Raw genomic sequence first — 19,942 nt, forward strand, 5'->3', positions numbered from 1 at the left:
GGCACCACCCACAACGGAAGGAGGAGAACCGCCGTGACCGATCGAGCCGACAGCGCCCGCCTGACCGAAGCGCTGAACGCTGCCGAACAGGGCTGGCACGTCTTCCCCTTGGTACCGCTCGGCAAGCGCCCCGCAGTCGCCGACTGGCAGGCCAAGGCCACCACCGACACCCGCCGCGTCGAGGCGTTCTGGACCAGCCACCCGAATCACAACGTCGGCATCGCCACCGGCCCATCCGGTCTCGTGGTGGTGGACCTGGACGTCGCCAAGCCCGACCAGGCAGCACCGGATGGCTTCAACATGCTCGGAGTGACCACGGGCGCCGAAGTCCTGGCGCTGCTGGCCGAACGCTCCCGCAACACCGTCCCCGCCACTCACACCGTGCGCACGCCGTCCGGCGGCACGCACCTGTACTTCCGCGCACCGACCGGTGCGCCGCTGCGCAACAGCGCAGGCCGACTCGGCTGGCTCATCGACACCCGCGCACACGGCGGCTACGTCGTCGCCGCGGGCTCGACCCTGCCGACCGGCACCTACACCCGCACCGACGACCGTCCGCCCACGATCCTGCCCACCTGGATGGTCCAGGCACTCGTTTCCAAGCCGTCAGCGGCCGTCTCAGCGCCCAAGCAGAGCGCTCCTACGCGGCCCGGCAGCTACCTGGACGCGATCGTGCGCGGCGAGTGCGACAAGGTCGCAGCGGCCCAACCAGGCCGTCACAACAAGACCCTCTTCCAGGCCGCGCTCAGCCTTGGCCAACTGGTCGCGGGCAACGAGCTGGACTCCCTCACCGCTACGGCCATGTTGGAGCAAGCCGCCACGCACATGGTCCACGGCGACTGCGACTGCAACGCCCGCCAGGTGACCGCCACCATCACATCCGGCCTGCGCCTCGGCGGCACCCGCCCGCGTCGGCTAGAGCACGGGCGGGGCGGTGCAGCGGCGTGAAGATCACACGAACAGAGGCCTTCCGGCCTTGCTCCGTTGCGCTCGACCACAAGTCAGAGGGGTGAGCCGTGCGTTACCTCGTCAACCCCAGCTCGGAAGCGGTGCGCGAGGTCCTCCGTCGCGGCTGGATAGACCACCCGGGCACGGGCGCACGCATGGAGTTGGGCCAGATGACCACACCGGCAGAGGGACGAGAACCGCTGACCGGCGACGACGGCGAACCTGTGTGGTTCGCCGCAGACAACGGCTGCTTCTCGGCGAAGGGTGCCATCAACGCGGATCGCTGGCACACCTGGCTGACAAAGCTCGTGGCCGGACGAGAACACCGCTGCTTGTTCGCCGTCGCACCCGACCTGTTCAACCCAGATCTCGGCAACGACATGGGTGTGACCTCGCTGCAACACTCTCGGACCTACTTCTCCGGCGTCCGTGAGCTCGGTGTCCCGGTCGCGGTCGTCGCTCAAAACGGTCTGACTCCCGCCGTGATCGCGCCGTATTGGCGCGAGTTCGACGTGTTGTTCCTCGGCGGCTGTGTGGAGTGCGTGCCCTGCCGATGGGTACCGACGATCGCGCAGCTCGAACGGATGCGGACGACGAAGAACTACACCTGTCCCATCTGCAGGCACGGCCTGACGGAGTGGAAGGAATCCCGGGCCGCCCAACGCCTTGCCCACGCCGCGAAACCGGAGTGGCGGCCCGACTCCTGGAAGTCCGTACACCTCGGACGGCTCAATTCGGCTCGGCGGCGCAAGCTCGCGGAAGTCTTCGGCGTCGACACCGCAGACGGCACATTCCTCACCTACGGCCCGGACAAGAACCTGGCCCGCCTCGCGCGCTGGCCGGACGACAACCTGTTCAGCGCTGCGGCATGAGCACGACCCAGTCATGCGGACGCCACAGTGCAACGTCTCTGCACTGCCACGCCGACGAGCAATCCGAGAGGCAAACGGCATGAGCACCACCCCGCAGTCCGGTACCGCGCGCGTCCTGCGTGCGGTACCGGACGCGCCCCAAGACACCGCCCTGGACGTCGCGCGGGACGACTGGGAGCCGCCCGTCCCGCTCGGCGGCGGGCGCGACGTGCCGCCGTTCCCGGTCGACGCGTTGCCTGCCTGGATGGCTGACCACGTGTCCGCCGTTGCCGAAGCGACCCAGACACCGCCCGACCTTGCCGGGTGCCTCGCGCTGGTCGCCCTGTCCACCGCTGCCGGTGGGCGCGTCCGGGTGCAGATCCGGCCCGGATGGGACGAGCCCGTCAACCTCTACACCGTCGTAGTGCTGCCGCCCGCCTCGCGGAAGTCAGCCGTGTTCAAGGCGATGACGCGGCCGATCCGCTTGGTGGAGAAGGAACTCGTCCAACAGGCCAAGGCGGACATCGAGGCCGCACGGATCAGCCGGCGGACCGCGATCGAACTTGCCGAGCGCGCCGAGAAGGCGGTGCTCGCGGCCGACGCAGCCTCGCGGGACGCTGCGCTCGAAGCCGCTGTGAACGCCGCGATGGACATCGACAAGACCGCGATGCCGATCGTGCCGCGGCTCATCGCCGACGACGCCACGCCCGAAGCGGTCGGCTCGCTGCTCGCCGACCACGGCGGGCGCATCGCCATCCTGTCCGCCGAAGGCGGCATCTTCGCCACCATCGGCGGGCGGTACTCGGGAACGCCCAACCTGGAGATCTTCCTCAAGGGCCACGCCGGTGACCTCCACCTGGTCGACCGGCAGGGGCGGGAGTCGACGGTCGTTGAGGAGCCGTCCATCACGCTGGGTCTGACCATTCAGCCGATCATCTTGGACAACCTGGGTCGCAACGAGCTGTTCAGGGGCAGCGGTCTGCTTGCGCGGATCATGTACTCGTTGCCGGTCAACACGGTCGGCAGCCGGCTGGCCCGGCCGACGCCCGCGCCGCCTCACGTCGCGGACGTCTACGAGTCGCGGCTGTGCGCGTTGGTGCGCGAGCTGGCCGACTGGACCGACCCCGCCGTTCTGCCGTTCACTCCGGACGCGGACGACCTCATGGCCGAGCTGCAAGACGAGATCGAGCCGCGGCTGCACCCGATCACCGGCAGTTGGGCATACCTGGGCGACTGGGGTGGCAAGCAGGCCGGACTCACCGCCCGCCTGGCGGCGCTGCTGCACCTCGCGCACCACGAAGTCGGCTGGTCGGGCGCGATCGACGCCGAGACGTTCGCCAGCGCCCGCAAGCTCGGCGACTACGCCGCTGCCCACGCGCTGGCCGCGTTCGACCGCATGGGCGGCAACCCGAAGGTCGATGAGGCCCGGACGCTGCTCACCTGGATCGAGCGCACCAAGCCGACCAGCTTCACCAGGCGCGACGCCTACCGCGCCAACCGTGGCGGGCACTTCCGCGAGGTCGCCGACATAGACCCCGCGCTGGCGGTGCTCGAAGACCACGGCCACATCCGGATGGCCCAGCCGCCCGACCGGCGCGGCCCCGGCCGCAAGCCCAGCCCGGTCTACTACGTCCACCCTCGCTACCGCTCCACCCCCGGCCAGTTTGGACAGAATGGCCAGAACGGATGAGCGCAGGTCGTTTACGCAGGTCAGCGCCGGTTTCCGTGAACGCGGTGAATCAGGACAGAAGTGGACGCAACTCGGACAGAAATCGCCCGCTCGAACTCGCGCGCCCGCCACCGCCGCTTTGTGTCCAGATTCTGTCCAAAACCGTCCATCACTTCCAAGATCACGCACACGGGCGCTGAGCAGTACAAACACTCCGTTGAGGCCCAATGTGGCCATTCTGTCCAAACTGTCCAGCGCCCGCGTGCCCAGGTCGGAGGAGTCACCGTGACCGAGCACCAGCCCGCCCTGATGACCATTCCCGAAGCAGCGACGTTCCTGGGCCTGAGCCGCGCGTCCGCCTACCGCTACGCGAACGCCGGTCAGCTCCCCACCAAGCGGTACGGCCGGCGCGTCTACGTCGTCCGCGCCCTGCTCACCGAGTCCCTGAACGTCCCGGAGGTCGAGGCCGCGTGACCAAGAAGCGCAAGAAGCGGCCGAACGGCAGCGTGTTCCAGCGCGGCCACAAGTGGGCCTACGCCTTCCAAGGCCCGAAGCACCCGCTTACCGGCGAGCGGGAGCGAATCACCAAGAGCGGCTACGCGACCGAAGACGAGGCGTGGGAGGCGATGGACGAGGCCAAGGCCGCCATCGCCACCGAGACCTACGTGAAGCCGACGCGCGCCACCGTGGCCGACTTCTTCGAGGCGTGGTTCCCGTACGTCCGCACCTCGACCGAGCCGACCACCGCGGCGAACTACGAGACCTTGGCGCGCGCGTACGTCCTGCCGTGGGTTGGCAAGCGGCCGATCCAGGACTTCCTGCCCTCCGTCGTCGCGGCGCTCTACGAGCATCTGTTGACGCAGGGTCGCCGGAAGCGGAACACGAACTGGGAGATGTACCAGCTCTGGCTGGACGCCCTGACCGCGAAACGCGAGATCCGGCGGCGCGACATCGCCGACAAAGTGGGCGTCTCCTACGCGGCAGCTCGCAAGGCGGTCCGGCGGTACGAGGTCGGGCGCGTGCCGTCCAAGCCGGAACCGGGGCTCGCGGCCAAGACCGTCAAGAGCGTGCACATCATGCTCAGCTCGGCGATGAGCACGGCGGTCCGCTGGAAGTACCTCAGCAGCAACCCGACCGATGGCGTGAAGCCGCCCACGGTGCCCCGCCGCTCACACAACACGTGGAGCCCGGAGCAGATGGCGCGGTTCCTCAAGGTCGCCAGCACCGACCGGCTGTTCGGGCTGTGGGTGCTGGACGCCTCGACCGGGATGCGACGCTCTGAGCTGTGCGGGCTCAAGCGCGCCGCGCTCGACCTGGACGCGGCGGTCGTCCGGATGACGTCGACCCGCGTGGTAGCGGCGGGCGCGGTGAGGGACGGCAGCGGTAAGAGCGCGCGGAGTCGGCGGGCGCTGGCCCTGGACAGGTTCACCGTCCAGGCGCTCCGAGCGCACCTCAAGCGGCTCGACTCGGAGAAGGCCGACTGGGGCGACAGCTACCAGGACCACGGGCTGGCCTTCTGCTGGGAGGACGGCCGGCCGATCTACCCGGACACCATCACCGAGCAGTTCAACCGCCTGGTCGACCGGGCGGGACTGCCAGCTATCCGGCTGCATGACCTACGTCACAGCTACGCGACGATCGCACTCCGCTTTGGAGTGCACCCCAAGATCGTGAGCAGCCGATTGGGCCACGCCACGGTGGCCTTCACCCTCGACACCTACTCGGCGGACATCCCGGACCTCGACCAGCAGGCCGCCGAAGACATCGGCGGGCTGTTCCTGCCGCCACCCGTCGAGGAGTCCGTCTGACTTAGAAACACCCGATTTGCTACCACTTTTGCTACGGCGGTGTGGTCGCGGCCACTTCAGCGTGCCCGGACAAAGCAAGATCCCCTCTGACCGTGCTGGTCAGAGGGGATCTTTGCGGTGTGGGCGATACAGGGATCGAACCTGTGACCTCTTCGGTGTGAACGAAGCGCTCTCCCGCTGAGCTAATCGCCCCTATTCGGTTTTCCTGCCCCGCTCTCGCGGTGTGGCCATACCTTACAACATCAACCCCGCTACTTAAAAATCGGGCTCGCCAACCACGGCCACTCCAGGCCGAACCAGCCCCCGACCAGCGCGAACGCCCCGAGCACCCAGCAGGTGACCGCGACGACCAAGCCGGTGGCGGCCAGCACCAGCGCCTTGACGACCAGGTTCTGGCGCTTGAGCCACTCCACCCACGCGTCGTAGTACCGCTTCGCGAAGCGCAGCACGCGGCCGGCCCACTCGAACTCCGTCGCCAGGATCGCCAAGCCCGCGAAGACGACCAGCCAGCCCGGACCCGGGTACGGGATCATCAGCACGCCCGCCACCAGCACCAGGCCGCCGACCACGCCCACGCCGATGCGGTAGGTCAGGTTCAGCGCCGGGTTGCGGCGGAACCAGTGGCGGTGGCCGTCGGCGGCCTTGTCGTCCTGCTCGGTCGTCACCTGCCCATCATCGCTCACGATGCCTCCACTTGGCCGGAACCGAGCTTGTTCGTCGGACGCGCCGGGGCCGTGCGGCCCGGTTCCAGCGAGATCGCGAACAGCTGGTGCTTGTGCGCTTCCCTGTTCCAGGCGAGGCGCTCCAGGCCGCCACCGGGTTCGACGTCGAACGTCGCCAGCGGCACCGGGTCCGGCGTGCTCGCGCCCCACACGACGTAGACCTGGTCCGAAGCGCTGTTCGGCGCGAGTGTGGTCTCGATCACCATCGCGTCGTCCTCGCCGGACAGCAGGACACCGAGCTTGTCGCCGGTCTCCGAGCGCAGGACGGCCCGGTTCGTGCTCGGGTCCGCGGCCATCCGCAGCGCCTCGTCCAGCAGCGCCACGCGTTGTTGCTGCGCGGCCACCTGGTCACCGAGTTGCGCGATCCGCACCCCGCCGAACACCAGTCCCGCCACCAGCACCACGGCCGCCGCCGCGGCGAGCAGGCGCGGAGCGGTGGAACGCTTGCGGTCCAACGGGATGGGTGGCGCCACCACGGGCGCGACGTGTTCCTGCGGCGTGTGCTCGACGGCGGTCATCAGTCGTGCCCGCAGCCGTGCCGGCGGGTCGTACTGGCGCACCGAACCGCCCAGCGCGGCGGTCACCTCCTCGGTGGCCCGGACCGTCTCCCGGCACCGCGCGCAACCGGGCAGGTGGGCGCGCAGGCGCGCCTCCTCCTCCGGTTCGAGCGAGTGCATCGCCCAACCGACCGCGAGCTCCTCCTGAGGGCACCAGTCGTCCCTCCGCTCCCCGGTCACCGATGTGCTCCCGTCGTCTCGCCGCCGGTCTCGCCGGCCCATGCCGACCGCAGTGACGTGCGCAACCTGCGGATCGCCGCGAACGTGCGCGACTTGACCGTTCCCAGCGGGATGCCGGTCAGCGCCGCGACCTCTATCTGCGTGTAGCCGCCCAGGTACGCCAACGCGATCACCTGCCGCTGGTCCTCGGGCAGCCGTTGCAGCGCCGCCCGCACCTCCGCGCCGACCACACCGGTCAACGCCGCGTGGTCCGCGCCCTCGGTCGGCGGCACCGTGTGCTCGGACACCTCGTCGGTCAACGGCACGTTGCGCCGCCGCCGCGTGTCCTCGCGCCGCACCGCGTCCACCGCCCGGTGGTGCACGACGGTCATCAGCCACGTCCCGAAGCCACCGCGCGACGGGTCGTAGCCGGCCGGGTTGCGCCACAGGACCAGGAACGCCTCCTGGACCACGTCCTCCGCCAGCTCCGGGTCCACGCACACGCGCCGCGCCAGCGAGTAGGCCGGGCGGGCGTAGCGGTCGTAGAGCTCCCCGAACGCGGCCCGGTCGCCCGCGGTCACCCGCTCGACCAGCACGGCGTCGGGAGGTCGCCCGTCGGGTCCCGGCCCGGGCGCCGGAGCGGGTGAGTCAGCCACCAGAGTTGTCCTCACGTCCAACATTCGCGCAACAGCCGGTACCGGGTTCAGGTTAAACCCAGCAAGATGTGGTGCGGCGCAGATGGCACGGACACGCAACGCAGCGACTTGGTCGCCCACCGGAGTCCCATTGGCCCGGATGGGTGATAAACCACCCGATGTCGAGCGTTCCTCGCCACATACACGTCACAACTAGAGAATCCGGTCGTTTCCTTGACCGGGAAGGGAGAAGTGGGTAACGACGATGCGCAACGACCACGTGACGCTCCGCTCAACAGCGGTGTTCGACCTGTTGGCACCGAGGACGCCTGCCGTTCCGGTGCAAGTGGAGCTTCGATATGACACGAAAGATCCGTACGCGGTGGTGGCCGCGTTCCGCACCGGCCGCGCCGGCTGGGTCGAGTGGGTGTTCGCCCGCGACCTCCTCGCGGACGGCCTGATCGCGGACGCGGGTGACGGCGACGTCCGGATCCGCCCGGCCGCCGACGACCCCGAGGTCGTGGTGATCGAACTCAGCTCCCCGTCCGGCCACGCCATGTTCGAGGCGTCCGCCCAGGAGCTCGCCGACTTCCTGGACCGCACCTACGACGTGGTCGTGCCCGGCAACGAGCACCTGTGGGTGGACGTGGACGAGGCCCTGACCCACCTGATCTCGAACGACTTGACCTAAAAGTGCTGGTAGCGGGCTCGCGGGGGCGTTGGGCACCCCCCGATTTGATCCCGCGTGGGGGGATGTAATAAAGTTCCTCCTGCACCGAGAGAGACCGGAACGGCAAGACCCCAAAAGGGTAAAAGGTCCGGGAAATCACGGGGCATGCGGATGTAGCGCAGTTGGTAGCGCATCACCTTGCCAAGGTGAGGGTCGCGAGTTCGAGTCTCGTCATCCGCTCGGCAGAGGGCCCCTTGGGCTCAGGCCAGTCTTCCTGGTGCTAGCCTTCAGGAATCTTGGCGGAGTGGCCGAGTGGCTTAGGCAAGGGCCTGCAAAGCCCTGTACACGGGTTCGATTCCCGTCTCCGCCTCGGACGATTAGCTCAGCGGGAGAGCACTACCTTGACACGGTAGGGGTCACTGGTTCAATCCCAGTATCGTCCACAAGAGAACAACGCAGGTCAGAAGCCCGGTCCTCGATCTTGAGGCCGGGCTTCTTGCGTGTAGTGCAAGATCAATGGAGCGGATCCGGAGTGTACCGTCGCCGCTCCGTCGTCCCACAGGTGCCGGACGTAGGGCCCGAGGTGCGGGAACCATCCGATGATTTCGGTGAGTTCGCCCGGTTGGAGTGCCAGGAGTGAGGCGGCCCACCGCGCCTCCATCGCGTGGAGGATCTGGGCGACCATGACGCTCGTCACATGGTCGTAGACCCTGGCGATGCCCTTCATCCGGTGGCCGAGCCTGGCTCGCCGGGCGACCTCGGGGATGCCGTCCTCCGCCATCCAGGTGGCGTGGCTGTGGCGCCCCTCGTGGAAGGTGAACCACGGCATGATCGCCGGGACGTGATCATCGGCACTCGGGTCGTCCGGCTTCCTGCCGTCCCAGACCGGCCGCCAGAACCGCTGCCGGAAGTTCGACCGGCGCAGCAGGGTGCACTCCGGGCTGAGGAACACGAACGAGTGACGATGGCTGTCGAGCAACTGCTCGTAGAACACCGCGATACTCGGCGGCAGCTGCACCCACCGCGTCCCTGCCGGCGTCTTCGTCCGCCCCGCCTTCCTCCCCTTCGCACGCTTCGGCGTGATCTGAGTCACGACGGCGACGCCGGTTCCGCCGTCCTCGGCGGTCACCGCGCTCCCGGCTTTCAGCAGCCGACCGTTGATCTCCTTCAGCGGGTGCCTGATGCCGATGGCGCGATTGATCTCGTCGTACTCGTGTCGCTCCTGGCCGACGAGTTCGCCCCACCGACCACCGGTGTAGAAGTCGAGCAGGCACAGCGTGAACCCGGCGAGTCCCATCTCGGACCGGTAGAGCCGCATCGCCGCCCGCAACGCCTGGACGGGACTGGCGACCAGGTGGTCGGGTTCGAACGCACCCGCTGTGACCCGCACGCCGTAACACGGGTTCGCCGGGATGATCCGCGATCGGACTCCGGCGTTGAGGATGGTCGAGAACGTCGCGAAGAAGGACGCCACCGACGACTCGGCGTACTCCTCGTGCAGCTCGGAGACCCACTTTTCGATCTCCACGTAACCGTTAAAGATTCCGATCATCGGCCACGCCTGCCACTGCGGCAGCAACTGGTTGTCCAGGTGCGACCGGTATTTCGAGGACGTCGTGGGTTCCAACCGCGGCGACACCGCCTCGAACCACTCCTCGGCGAACTCGCCGAACGGCGTCTCCGCGTCCCGCGGGTCGATCCACATGTTGCGCCGGATCAACGCTTCCTGATCACGACCCCACGCGACCGCCTCCCTCGAACCGGTGAAGCCGGACTTGCTCCCCAACGTGCCGTCGGGCCGCCTGTACCGGGCCCGCCAGCCAGTGGGACCCTCGTTCTCCTTCTCCGCGTAGGCCACGCGGACTCCCTTCACTGGACATCGCGATGACCGCGCCCCCCGTCAACTGACGTGAAGGCGCCTGCGCTGCGGCGCACCGATGTGCTCGGACAGCCGCAAGATCGCGCTGATGTCGCTCCGGGAGAACCGGTAGTGCTTGCCGAACCGGTGGTGCGGCAAGACGCCAGCGGCGGCCTGATCCTTCAGCGTCCGCGGCGAGAGCTGGAGCAACTTTCCCAACTGTTCCGCCGTGAGCAACGCGTCAGGATCAACAGGTGCCCGTTCAACCAGCACACGCACCGCTGCCGTTATCGCGACCACACACGCAACGACCTCATCAGGCAGGACAACGCGCACCTCGGGTCTGGAAGCCTCCACCACTAACCCCCGAACGACCAGCGCGACGACCTGGACCACGCCGCAGGTCGCCGACGAAGGGTAGCGCCCGCTACCCCAAACGGCCGACAGGCAGGTGGCGCGAGCGGCGAGCTCTCGGAGTGGTGAGGGTCAATGCCCGGGGTCCGGGACCGAACCGTTGACGCATCCGGCTCGCTAGACCGAAGGGCAGCTTCAACCACTCCTTCGTCCTGTCCGCGGAACGATGACCCACATCGTGCTTTCACCATGACCAGGCACCCCCGCCGTCTCGGTTGCACTCCACAGCAGTCTCAGCTGCTACAGACCGCAGACAGCGCGTTGCGCGCCAAAAACCTGGAAAGACGCGCGCACGGCACACTCGGCCCTCAGTGAGCGCGCGACACCAAAGTGAATGAAAAACGCCCAACTCTCACGTAAACTCCCTGGTCACGAAGTGTCTTCCCCGCGCGAGCGGGGGTGTTCCCGGCCACGTCGCCACGTCGGTGCGCGTGGCGCAGTCTTCCCCGCGCGAGCGGGGGTGTTCCGATCGGCGAGCAGGGGCGGTGCTACTGCGAGGCGTCTTCCCCGCGCGAGCGGGGGTGTTCCCTCCCGGGCGTGGTCGTGAACACGACGCCCGACGTCTTCCCCGCGCGAGCGGGGGTGTTCCACCGTGAGGCCGCCCCCGGAAAACCCCCTGGTGGTCTTCCCCGCGCGAGCGGGGGTGTTCCGTAGTGCCGCCAGTGGCCGTCGAGCCAGTCGAGGTCTTCCCCGCGCGAGCGGGGGTGTTCCCAGGGTGGGCAGAAGCTTCAGGGTCGCGGTGTCGTCTTCCCCGCGCGAGCGGGGGTGTTCCCAGCGCGGGCTCCGCTGGCGGGACTGGCAGGTCGTCTTCCCCGCGCGAGCGGGGGTGTTCCGAAGTGGCCGCCGCTGACCGAGGAGCGTCCGTGAGTCTTCCCCGCGCGAGCGGGGGTGTTCCGGTCAGCCCGTTCATCGAGATCACCGGCATCTAGTCTTCCCCGCGCGAGCGGGGGTGTTCCGTCATGGACGCGGCCGTGTCCATCGGGGCGGTGGTCTTCCCCGCGCGAGCGGGGGTGTTCCATAGGTGTTTGCGCAGGTCAGAGGGGTGTCCCAGTCTTCCTCGCGCGAGCGGGGGTGTTCCTCCGGACCTGATCTACGTCGGCCAGGTGATCCGGTCTTCCCCGCGCGAGCGGGGGTGTTCCTTCGCTCAGGCGAACCCAGTCCTGCGGCTTGTCGTCTTCCCCGCGCGAGCGGGGGTGTTCCCACGTGGTGGGTGGGTCGTGGATCAACGAGCCGGTCTTCCCCGCGCGAGCGGGGTGTTCCCAGCGCGTACATCTCGCCCGTCACCGCGCGTCCGTCTTCCCCGCGCGAGCGGGGGTGTTCCCGTCCAGCGAACCACCGGATATAGGTAGGTACGGTCTTCCCCGCGCGAGCGGGGGTGTTCCCTGCGGCCGGCTGTCCATGATCTGGCCGCGCCAGTCTTCCCCGCGCGAGCGGGGGTGTTCCCACGTGGTGCGGGATGGACATCACTGTGGAGCTGTCTTCCCCGCGCGAGCGGGGGTGTTCCCGGGACGTGGACATCCCGCTGGACTGGGTGCCCGTCTTCCCCGCGCGAGCGGGGGTGTTCCCCCTCCGTACGGGGACGCAAAGAACCGCTGGATGTCTTCCCCGCGCGAGCGGGGGTGTTCCGGGCTGCTACACCCCCATCGCCCTGACCATGCCGTTGTGCGCCAACGGCGCGACCGGTCTTCCCCGCGCGAGCGGGGGTGTTCCAAAGTCACCCTTTGGCGGGGTCGTCTTTCCGCAGTCTTCCCCGCGCGAGCGGGGGTGGTCCCGGGAACGGGTAGTAGGACTGTGGGTCGATGTCGTCTTCCCCGCGCGAGCGGGGGTGGTCCCGGGAACGGGTAGTAGGACTGTGGGTCGATGTCGTCTTCCCCGCGCGAGCGGGGGTGGTCCCCGGCCGCACGGGTAGCGGTCCGGCTCATGGCCGTCTTCCCCGCGCGAGCGGGGGTGTTCCCTACATGAGGCCGTCGGCGACGTCGAACCCGCCGTCTTCCCCGCGCGAGCGGGGGTGATCCGGTCGATGGAGTTGCGCACCCCACGGTGAAGCCGGTCTTCCCCACGTGAGCGGGGGTGGTCCGCTCCGCCGAGGCGAAGGCAGTCTGGATCGACTTCCTCGCGCGCGAGCGGAGGTGGTCCGGCAATCGACTGGCTGGGCACGCACATGCCCGCGTCTGCCCGAGCGAGCAGGGTGGTTCTGCTGACGACGTCGAGACTTGTCCGAGGTGGCGTCTTCCCGCGAGGGGATGGGCTAGCTGTCGGGTGACGGGAAGGGGCATTTCCTGCTGCGCACCGCGAACGCGCAAGTCATCCGGCTGGGTGCCGAACAGATTTAGCACCCAGCCGAACTCCCTACACGAGCGGTGTTGGTCGCGGTCACCGTCAGCGGTGAACACGTGCCCTTCCTACGGGAGGTGCTTGCCCACGAGCATCGACGATGATCGATTTAGGCCGCGCGCGAATCCGCGCGAGCAGCCAGCTAGCGAGCGATCTTGTCCAAATCCACTAGGGCCGAGGCGAGAGTGAAGTACTTGTTCGTTCCCAAGTCGCGGACCGTCTTGATGTTGAAGGCGGCTGCCAGTTTCTCCGCATCGCCCTCACTGACGCCCGCGAGAGCAGCCACCGGCGCGTCCAGGATTTACGGTACGGTCAGGTTCTCGTACGCCTTGTCCAGCTGCTTGTCAAGGTCGATCGGAACAGCCACGCGTCACTCCCTCGCTCATGATTGTCAGGACGTTCGGCAGGCTAGAACGGACACCGATCGCTCTCGTCGAGTATCACCGCAACAGGTCCGGCGATGCACTCGATCAGGGGACGCAGTGCTTTGATCTTTTGTCTGCAGCGACGTGCCTCTCCGCCCTCGGAGGGCCGATTCAGTTAGCACTGAAGTAACAGAGACAAGTGATACGCCTGGCTGTCCGATGGGCTGGCTGACGCCGAGGTGCCGACGGATGTTCCCCGAACTTCACGATTCCGTCGGTCTTGACGGAGTGATCAGTTTCATGTGGCGAGCTACGCGCGATCATTGGTCGGCGGGGAACGAACCCGTCTCGGATCGGACGGGACCGTCCGCATGTGCCCATCAGGAGGCTCGAGTCTGCGACAGCATGGCCTGAGCGCGGGCTTCGCGGGGCGGCTGAGTGTCCGGTTCAAAGAGTCCTTTTCGGTTGCGGTTTGGGCAATCGGGCGCCTGTGCCGTCGATGGACTCGGTCGCCGAGAAGCGCTGTTGCTTGGCTCGTTCGTTGGTTCCGCTGACGATCCGCATCGCTCGGGCTCGCATCTTGGTCAGGTTGGGACTGTCACTGTCTGGCGTTGGTGGCTTGGCATTCGCGAGGTAGGTGTTCGCGCCTTGCTGGGCTGCAGCTGCACCGAGCATGTTGCTTAGCCAGCGACGGGCGCGTTCTTGTTTTCCTCTTCCTTCTGGCCCCAGAAGGCCGGGAAGAGCGTCGGGCAGGTTCCAGCGCTCGCGGTACGCGGCGATGTGTCGGATTAGTTGTTTCCACCGTTCGTGGTCGACGGCGGTGTCGGGCGGTGGACCAAGATAATCGCGCCATCTCGGATGTGAGTCCAGTGCTTGTTGCGTCAGGTGGTTGATGCGGTCGGTGATGTGTTGGGCCTTGATGTGCAGCCAGGTGCGTAGTTCCGCGTGTTCCCGGTCGCGTTCGGGCTGGTCGCCGGAGGGTGGGTTCGGGATCCAGGGCGGTAGCGAAGCGAGGGCTATGAGGCCGTTGTCGAAGTCTTGGGCTGGGTTGTCGTCCAGGTAGGTGGTGATGCGGTGGTGTAGGACGCGGGTGATGTTGTCGGCGGTGTGGAGTTCGCGTTCGTGGGTGCATTGGCGGAGAAGGGTGACCGGGTTGTGGCCGGTGTCGTGGGCTTCGTGGAGGGCTGCGCGTAGGGCTGGCCAGGCTTCGTCGGAGAGGATGTGGTCGGCGAGGTCGGGGATGGCTTCGGTGACCCAGTTTTCGGCTTGGGTTTTGTGGTCGATGCCGTGGTAGACGGCGAGGGCGTGTTCGTATTCCGGGACCTGGGTGTCCAAGCGGTGTGGGGCTTCTTGGGCTTCTCGGAGGGTTTCGGTGGCGGAGGGTTCGGTGCCTTCGCGGTTGAGGATGGTGGCTAGGGCGCCTTGGGTGGCTTGGGTTTGGCGGTGGCGGTAGTAGAGGTCGCCGGGGAGGGTGGTGGGTTCGTCGGGGGTGAGGAGTTGGGTGGTGTCGAGGTAGAGGTGGTTTTGGTTGGTGCCTCGGGAGAGGGCGACGGTGGCTAGTTCTCTGGTGGCGCCGGGTGAGAGGGTGGCTCGGCTGATGTCGACGGTGAGGCCTTGGGTGCGGTGGATGGTGGCGGCGTAGCCGAGTTCTACGTGGTGTTTGACGTAGTGGGCGGGCAGGGTGATGGTGCCGCGGTGCTTCTGGTGGCGGACTTTGAGGCTGCCGTCGAGGTTGCGGTGTAGGACGGTCCAGAGGTCGCCGTTTTTCACGTGGTCGTGCAGGCGTGGGCGCAGGGTGCGTTTGTTGAGGCGAGTGACGATGGTGTCGCCTCGGCCGACGAGGTTGCCGTCGCGGAGCAGGATGCCGGTGGGTTCGACGTCGCCGGTGGCGCGGAGTTCGGTTTGGGCGCGGGCGGAGAGTTCAGCGACGACGTCGTTGGTGTCGGCGGACATGATGCTGGTGTGGCCGTTTGCGCGGTCGGTGCGCCAGGCGGTGAAGAGTTGGTCGAGGATTGCTGGCTGGGGGCCGCCGTGGAGTCGTTCGTTGTTGGTGTACCAGGTGATGGCGCGGTGGTCGCCGACGCGGATCTGCAGGATGGCTTTGGCTTCGTCGGGGTTGCTGAAGCGGTGGAGTTGGGTGAGTTGGGTGCCGCCTATGTCGTGGTGGAGCAGGCGTAGTGCGCCGCCTGCTTCGACGGCGGTGAGTTGGCGGTAGTCGCCCAGGAGTCGCACCACGGCACCGCGTTCGGTGGCGAGGGTGGTGACGCGGTCGAGCATGCGGGTCCCAGCCATTCCGGCCTCGTCGACCAGGAGCATGTCGCCGTGGCGGATGTCGACGGGCAGGCCGTTGTCGTGGGTGTGGACGAGGCGGTGAAGGGTGTCGGCGGGGACGTCGAGGACGTCGCCCAGGACGCTGGCCGCGGCGGCGGAGGGAGCGAGCCCGATGACGCGTCCGCCGGTGGTCGCCCAGGCGTGTGCGACGGCTTTCATGGCGGTGCTTTTGCCGGAGCCGGGTGGGCCGATGGCGATCGCGAGCGCCTTGCCGGAGGAGACGAAGGAGCGGACGAGGTCGCGCTGTTCGGCGTTGAGGACGGGCGTGGAGTGTCGGTGGGATCGTCGACGTTGTAGGCGGCGCAGGACGGCGTTGAGTGTGCCGGTGGGCACGGTTGGGCCGCGTGATGTGCGGGCTGCGTCGAGCAGGCGTTGTTCGGCATCGAGGATGGTGTGGCTGGTGTAGCGGAGTTGGCCGTGGCGCTGGAACACCGACTCGCCGGTGGAGAGGGTGAGCAGTTGCGGTGTGGGCCCGGGGTCGGGGTCCAGGCGCACGCAGTGGTGGGTGAGGGCGTGTCGGGTCAGGGTTTCGACGGTGGTGTCGTGATGGTGTTCGTCGGTGAAGCGGACGCCGCGGAGTTGGCGTTCGGCTTCGGCGCGGACGTGGTAGACGGTCCAGGTGGCGCGGTATTCCGACACGACGTCGATGACCGTGGTGGCGAGGGTGTCGAGGTCGGGTTGGTTCGGGGTGGGTTGGGTGGGGGTGGCGTGGACGGCGTCGTGGATGACGGTCTGGATGTCGAGGTCGGGGCGCATGTGGTGGGCGCGGTCGCGCCACTCGGCGAGTAGTTGGTGGAGGGGTTTGAGGGCGCCTTTGTCGGGGCGGTCGGTGACGGCAGCTTGTTGGGCGAGCTTGAGTTGGACGGTGCGGGGCGGGCTGCTGCCGTGGGTGCAGACGTACTGGGCGACGAGCTGGTTGTAAATGTGCTCGACCTGGCTGCGACGTTGGGAGAACCCTGCGATCCATTCCTCCGGGACGCCGGCGATGTCGCGGACGGGGCGTTTGCCGGGGCCGCGGGGGCGGGTGGTGAAGCGGACGTCGAGGCGGCGGGTGACGCCGCGTTCCCAGGCGGCGTTGTAGACCTCGGAGGCGGAGACGGCGACGTGGTGGAGTTGCCGGGAGTCCAGGGTGCGCCAGCGGCCGTCGGTGCAGTGCACGGTGTTGGCGACGGCGACGTGGGTGTGCAGGTTGGGGTCGCCGGCGCGTGATTCGCGGTGGGTGAAGGCGGTGGCGACCAGCCCGGTGGTTTCGATCTGGGCGATGCCCGCTTTGCCGGTGCGGGAGAACGCGGCCTCGGATTCCAGGTAGGCGATGGCGGTGCGGACGGCCTCGTGGTGGGCCTCTTCGATCGCGGTGCGGACGTGGTGGTCGCCCAGGGCCCAGAGGACGTCGGCGGTCTTGGTGGGCTGGCTGAAGACCAGGTCGAATCCGGAGACGGGTTGGCGGGCGCGGCCGAGTTCGTTGGTGACGTAGGTGCGGATTTCGGTGTCCGACCAGGTCCGGTCGGGGTCTTTGAGGGAGAGCAGGGCGGCGGCGACGTTTTCCTTGATGTCGCGGCGTTCTTGGATGCTCGGCCGCCGCTGGTGGTCGTGTGCGAAGCGGTCGTAGGCGGCGCGGAGTTCGGTCAGTAGCGGGACGGTGTTGTCGTACTGGGCGAGTTTGCGGCCCAGCCGGACTTCGGCCGCGGCGTTGGTGAAGGTCTTGCCTTGGGCGAGCGCTGCGGCGATGAGGGTGTTGGCTTCGGGGTGCAGGCGCTCGCCGAACAGGGCCTGCATCTGGTCTTCGCGGACCTCGCCCTGGATGCCGAGGTCGGCGGTGCCGGCGCCGATCCACTCCCCCGGCGGGTTGCCTTCCTGGTGGTAGTAGGCGGTCAGCGGGTCGCGCCCCTGGCGGAGGGTGTCTCCGGCCGCGACTTGGCGCATCAGGTACAGGTAGCCGTCGCCGGCGTGCAGCACCTTGAGCGCCATCATGCGCCGACGTTAGGTGCTCGTGTCGGTGGCTCGTGGCTGCGGCTGTGCGAGGTTCACGGGTCCGCGCACTGCGGAGTGCCAGAGGTGTCTCTTGGGTGTGCGTGCCGGTTGATCTTGGTGGGTCGGGTGTGCTTCCGGTGGGTGGGACCCGTGAAGTGGGGGCGGTCTCGGACGAGGGGGTGGTTGGGGGGTTTTAGTGTCGGGGCTATGGGTTCGACTTCGGCGAGGGTTGCGGCGCGGGAGCGTGCGCGTGCGGCGCGTGGGCGGCGGCAGGAAGTGTTGCGGGAGCGGGAGAACCGGATCGGTCGTCTGGTTGAGCTGTTCTATGAGCATGAGGAGCTTCGTGGGCGGCATGAGGTGGCGTCGGCGGTGCCGGTGGTCGAGTTGCTCGGGTTGGGTGAGTCGGTTGGTTCGGTGGCGTCGTTGTTGGGGGTGAGTGTGGGGCGGGTTCGGGTGTTGAAGGCGTTGGCGGGTGGCGTGTCCGTCAACGGCTTCGAGGATGGGGCTGTCCGGAGTGGACGGTGAGCGGTTGAGGGGCCGGTGTTCGCCGGCGGTGCCGGTGCACGCTGGTGGCGGTGTGGCGGGGAGGGGCAGCGCCGGGCCCGGTGAGGAACGAGCGGGCGCGGCTCCGTGGTCCGGCCGCCTGGGGCGGCCCTGGGGGTGGGCGGGGCGGGAGCGCGAGGGCGGCAGTCCCGGCTCGGCGTGTGGGGACCCCCGGTGGTCCACCGGGGCGGTCCACCGGGGGGTGTGGCGGGTCAGGCGGTGGCGTTGGTGTGGTCGGCGTCGCGGCAGTGGTCGCACTGGGTGTCGGGGGCGTTGTCGGCGCGGGGGTAGCCGCATCGGGTGCACTGCTCGCCCGGGTCGGTGTCGGCGGTGGTGTCGGTGCGGGGTGCGGGGGTGGGTGTGTCGGGGAGGGGGTGTCGGTGGACCCAGTCGGTGATGGTGATGCGGTCGGCGGGGGTGGCGTAGGTCTTCCACCAGCGGATCAGCAGGGCGCGGGCGTTGGGGTAGGTGGTGGTGAGGAAGGTGCAGCGGGCTTCGACGGCGTCGGCGCGGGTGTGGTCGGCGGGGAGCTCGGGGATGCCGGTGCGGCCTTTGTCGCGGCATTCGCCGCAGAGTCCGTCGTCGCTGTGGGTGCGGTGGTCGGCGGGGGTGCGTTCGAGCCAGCATCGGACGCAGGGGGTGCCGCGCAGGGTGGGGACGGCGGCGCGGTCGTAGTCGAGGCCACTGGCGTAGACGCCGGCCGGTGGGGGTTGGTCGTCTACTCCGGCGCGGTCGGCGTAGGCGGCGGCTTGGGCTTCGGCGCGGTCGTGGGCGCGGAGGCGGGCGCGGTCTTCTTCGGTGGGGGTGCGGCGGGCTTCGGGGCGGGTCTCGGTGTGGTGGTCGCGGGGTGCGGGGGTGGGTTTGGGGCGCTGGCCCGGTGTGGTGGGGCGGGGGTCGCGTTGCAGGTAGGCGGTGCCGAAGGCGGCGATGACGGCGCGGTGGGTGTCGTTGGTGGTGGACTTCCAGCGGGCGCGTAGGTGGATGTCGGCGCGTTCGGGGTAGCGCTCGATGGTGTTGACGCAGGTGGCGACGATGTGGTGGGTGGTGTCGTCGAGCTGGTCGAGCAGGTGGGCGGCGTAGCGCTTGGCGCGGGTGATGTCGCCGCGTTGGACGGCGGTGGTGACCTCGGTGAGGCATTGGGAGAAGCTGGCGGTTTCGGTCATTGTTTTCCGCTTTCTCGATTGTTTGAGCGTCGGTGCCGACTTGGCCTTTCCGGTGTTTTCCTGCAATTCGATCGTATCGACGGGGAATGGCCGATTCAATGGTTCGCGGCTTCACGTTGGGGTGATTGCCGTGGTTGCGAATGGTGTGGCCTGCGAGGGAATGGCCGGCGGGGCGGCGCGTACCGCAAGGGCAGGCCTTGGCCTGCCCGCAGTTCCCTGTCCGCGGGCCGGTGTCGTTCTGTCAAATCACGCGCTTCGCCCGGGACGATTTCAGCAAAATCCGTGGGGTGCGGGGCCCCACGGATTTTGTGCGGGTTGAAATCGTTCCGGGCGGTGATTTGACAGGGCGGTGCCGGCCCATACACTGCGCCGCCCCTCCGGGCGTTCCCGGGCGTGAGGTGAACACGGGGCCCGGCCCCCACGGGTACGGGTGTGGGGCGGCCGGTCCGGGTTCGCGTCACCTCGTCGGAAGCGCGGGACTTGGGGTTAGAAGTCCGGTTCGTCGGCGCCGACCGTCACTGGTTCGCGGGTGGCCGCGGGGGTGTTGGCGCGGTCGGTTTTGGTGATGGTGACGGTGGCGAAGCGGAGGGCGGCGCCGATGTCGTCCACGTCGAGTTCGGTGACGGTGTGCCGGGTGCCGTCCTTGTCGAACGTTCGTTGGCGGAGTCGGCCGTGGGCGATGACGTGTGACCCTCGGGTCAGGGATGCGGCGGCGTTCTCGGCGAGCTGCTTCCAGCAGGTGCAGCGCAGGAACAGGGGGTCGGCGTCGCGCCATTCGCCGGTGGTGCGGTCGAACGTGCGGGGGTTGGACGCGATGGTGAAGTTGCTGACGGCGGTCCCGGCTTGCGTGAACCGCAGTTCGGGGTCGGCGGTGAGGCGTCCGATGATGGTCAGGGTGGTGTCGCCGGCCATGTCGATGCTCGCTTTCGGATCTCGTGGTGGTG

The 19,942-nt window shown here is 68.4% G+C and carries 15 protein-coding genes, 4 tRNA genes and 1 CRISPR repeat array; of the genes, 10 read left to right on the forward strand and 9 right to left on the reverse strand.

All coding sequences use genetic code 11. The features are described 5' to 3' along the window. Positions 1 to 33: 33 nt before the first annotated feature. The 5 genes from AB0A74_RS02875 (at position 34) to AB0A74_RS02895 (ending at position 5,276) form a co-directional block, all read left to right on the forward strand. Positions 34 to 948: a bifunctional DNA primase/polymerase gene (locus AB0A74_RS02875; protein WP_358247184.1), complete on the forward strand. Its 915-nt coding sequence runs from the start codon at positions 34 to 36 to the stop codon at positions 946 to 948. Between the two features lie 68 nt (positions 949 to 1,016). Further along, positions 1,017 to 1,820, forward strand: a complete 804-nt coding sequence (locus AB0A74_RS02880; RefSeq protein WP_358247185.1) for a hypothetical protein — start codon at positions 1,017 to 1,019, stop codon at positions 1,818 to 1,820. A gap of 79 nt (positions 1,821 to 1,899) precedes the next feature. Next, complete coding sequence (locus AB0A74_RS02885; protein WP_358247186.1) at positions 1,900 to 3,489, forward strand: YfjI family protein; 1,590 nt, start codon at positions 1,900 to 1,902, stop codon at positions 3,487 to 3,489. A gap of 264 nt (positions 3,490 to 3,753) precedes the next feature. Beyond that, positions 3,754 to 3,942, forward strand: a complete 189-nt coding sequence (locus tag AB0A74_RS02890) for a helix-turn-helix domain-containing protein (protein ID WP_358247187.1) — start codon at positions 3,754 to 3,756, stop codon at positions 3,940 to 3,942. Continuing rightward, positions 3,939 to 5,276, forward strand: coding sequence for a tyrosine-type recombinase/integrase (locus AB0A74_RS02895; RefSeq protein WP_358247188.1), 1,338 nt, complete (start codon positions 3,939 to 3,941; stop codon positions 5,274 to 5,276). The genes AB0A74_RS02890 and AB0A74_RS02895 overlap by 4 nt, the downstream gene beginning before the upstream one ends. Before the next feature lie 120 nt (positions 5,277 to 5,396). On the opposite strand, the gene AB0A74_RS02900 is transcribed toward AB0A74_RS02895, so the two are convergent. The 4 genes from AB0A74_RS02900 to AB0A74_RS02915 all read right to left on the reverse strand — a co-directional run bounded on the left by AB0A74_RS02900 (position 5,397) and on the right by AB0A74_RS02915 (position 7,370). After that, positions 5,397 to 5,468, reverse strand: a tRNA-Val gene (locus AB0A74_RS02900). Positions 5,469 to 5,527: 59 nt separating this feature from the next. Continuing rightward, a complete protein-coding gene (locus AB0A74_RS02905) occupies positions 5,528 to 5,959 on the reverse strand; it encodes a TIGR02611 family protein (RefSeq protein ID WP_358247189.1) in 432 nt (143 codons plus the stop codon). Then, entirely contained in the window at positions 5,956 to 6,675 is a 720-nt protein-coding gene (locus AB0A74_RS02910; RefSeq protein ID WP_358247190.1) for an anti-sigma factor, read from the reverse strand. Before AB0A74_RS02910 ends, AB0A74_RS02905 begins: the two co-directional genes overlap by 4 nt. Positions 6,676 to 6,731: 56 nt before the next feature. Then, positions 6,732 to 7,370 (reverse strand): sigma-70 family RNA polymerase sigma factor, encoded by a 639-nt coding sequence (locus tag AB0A74_RS02915; RefSeq protein WP_358247191.1) that lies wholly within the window; start codon positions 7,368 to 7,370, stop codon positions 6,732 to 6,734. 244 nt (positions 7,371 to 7,614) lie between these two features. Here AB0A74_RS02915 and AB0A74_RS02920 point away from each other — a divergent pair, with 244 nt between their 5' ends. The 4 genes from AB0A74_RS02920 to AB0A74_RS02935 all read left to right on the forward strand — a co-directional run bounded on the left by AB0A74_RS02920 (position 7,615) and on the right by AB0A74_RS02935 (position 8,462). After that, positions 7,615 to 8,040 (forward strand): SsgA family sporulation/cell division regulator, encoded by a 426-nt coding sequence (locus AB0A74_RS02920; RefSeq protein ID WP_073893954.1) that lies wholly within the window; start codon positions 7,615 to 7,617, stop codon positions 8,038 to 8,040. A 146-nt stretch (positions 8,041 to 8,186) separates the two neighbouring features. Next, positions 8,187 to 8,259: transfer RNA gene (locus tag AB0A74_RS02925), tRNA-Gly, on the forward strand. A 58-nt stretch (positions 8,260 to 8,317) separates the two neighbouring features. Further along, positions 8,318 to 8,389, forward strand: a tRNA-Cys gene (locus tag AB0A74_RS02930). A 1-nt stretch (position 8,390) separates the two neighbouring features. Continuing rightward, a tRNA-Val gene (locus AB0A74_RS02935) sits at positions 8,391 to 8,462 on the forward strand. A 17-nt stretch (positions 8,463 to 8,479) separates the two neighbouring features. Here the strand turns inward: AB0A74_RS02935 and AB0A74_RS02940 are convergent. The 3 genes from AB0A74_RS02940 to mobF all read right to left on the reverse strand — a co-directional run bounded on the left by AB0A74_RS02940 (position 8,480) and on the right by mobF (position 17,292). Continuing rightward, positions 8,480 to 9,724: a tyrosine-type recombinase/integrase gene (locus tag AB0A74_RS02940; RefSeq protein WP_358247269.1), complete on the reverse strand. Its 1,245-nt coding sequence runs from the start codon at positions 9,722 to 9,724 to the stop codon at positions 8,480 to 8,482. A gap of 195 nt (positions 9,725 to 9,919) precedes the next feature. Then, the gene (locus tag AB0A74_RS02945; protein WP_358247192.1) at positions 9,920 to 10,273 is read right to left on the reverse strand and encodes a helix-turn-helix domain-containing protein; all 354 of its coding nucleotides are present in this window, start codon (positions 10,271 to 10,273) and stop codon (positions 9,920 to 9,922) included. Positions 10,274 to 10,669: 396 nt separating this feature from the next. Next, positions 10,670 to 12,427: a CRISPR direct-repeat array (repeat unit 28 nt; unit sequence GTCTTCCCCGCGCGAGCGGGGGTGTTCC). Positions 12,428 to 13,437: 1,010 nt separating this feature from the next. After that, complete coding sequence (gene mobF, locus AB0A74_RS02950; RefSeq protein WP_358247193.1) at positions 13,438 to 17,292, reverse strand: MobF family relaxase; 3,855 nt, start codon at positions 17,290 to 17,292, stop codon at positions 13,438 to 13,440. Between the two features lie 207 nt (positions 17,293 to 17,499). Between mobF and AB0A74_RS02955 the strand changes: the two genes are divergently transcribed. Next, positions 17,500 to 17,817 (forward strand): hypothetical protein, encoded by a 318-nt coding sequence (locus AB0A74_RS02955; protein ID WP_358247194.1) that lies wholly within the window; start codon positions 17,500 to 17,502, stop codon positions 17,815 to 17,817. Positions 17,818 to 18,047: 230 nt separating this feature from the next. Here the strand turns inward: AB0A74_RS02955 and AB0A74_RS02960 are convergent, their stop codons facing one another. Together AB0A74_RS02960 and ssb are read right to left on the reverse strand one after the other, a co-directional pair. After that, a complete protein-coding gene (locus tag AB0A74_RS02960; protein ID WP_358247195.1) occupies positions 18,048 to 18,998 on the reverse strand; it encodes a hypothetical protein in 951 nt (316 codons plus the stop codon). Between the two features lie 486 nt (positions 18,999 to 19,484). Then, positions 19,485 to 19,910, reverse strand: coding sequence for a single-stranded DNA-binding protein (gene ssb, locus AB0A74_RS02965; protein ID WP_358247196.1), 426 nt, complete (start codon positions 19,908 to 19,910; stop codon positions 19,485 to 19,487). Between the last annotated feature and the right edge of the window lie 32 nt (positions 19,911 to 19,942).

The organism is Saccharothrix sp. NPDC042600, assembly GCF_040647305.1.
Taxonomy (GTDB): Bacteria; Actinomycetota; Actinomycetes; order Mycobacteriales; family Pseudonocardiaceae; genus Actinosynnema; species Actinosynnema mutabilis.

Excerpts from the sequence above, each read along its gene's own strand:
- ssb (WP_358247196.1), bottom strand. The coding sequence starts at position 19,910 with ATGGCCGGCGACACCACCCTGACCATCATCGGACGCCTCACCGCCGAC.
- mobF (WP_358247193.1), bottom strand. The coding sequence starts at position 17,292 with ATGATGGCGCTCAAGGTGCTGCACGCCGGCGACGGCTACCTGTACCTG.
- AB0A74_RS02920 (WP_073893954.1), top strand. The coding sequence starts at position 7,615 with ATGCGCAACGACCACGTGACGCTCCGCTCAACAGCGGTGTTCGACCTG.
- AB0A74_RS02960 (WP_358247195.1), bottom strand. The coding sequence starts at position 18,998 with ATGACCGAAACCGCCAGCTTCTCCCAATGCCTCACCGAGGTCACCACC.
- AB0A74_RS02910 (WP_358247190.1), bottom strand. The coding sequence starts at position 6,675 with ATGCACTCGCTCGAACCGGAGGAGGAGGCGCGCCTGCGCGCCCACCTG.
- AB0A74_RS02940 (WP_358247269.1), bottom strand. The coding sequence starts at position 9,724 with ATGTGGATCGACCCGCGGGACGCGGAGACGCCGTTCGGCGAGTTCGCC.
- AB0A74_RS02885 (WP_358247186.1), top strand. The coding sequence starts at position 1,900 with ATGAGCACCACCCCGCAGTCCGGTACCGCGCGCGTCCTGCGTGCGGTA.
- AB0A74_RS02955 (WP_358247194.1), top strand. The coding sequence starts at position 17,500 with ATGGGTTCGACTTCGGCGAGGGTTGCGGCGCGGGAGCGTGCGCGTGCG.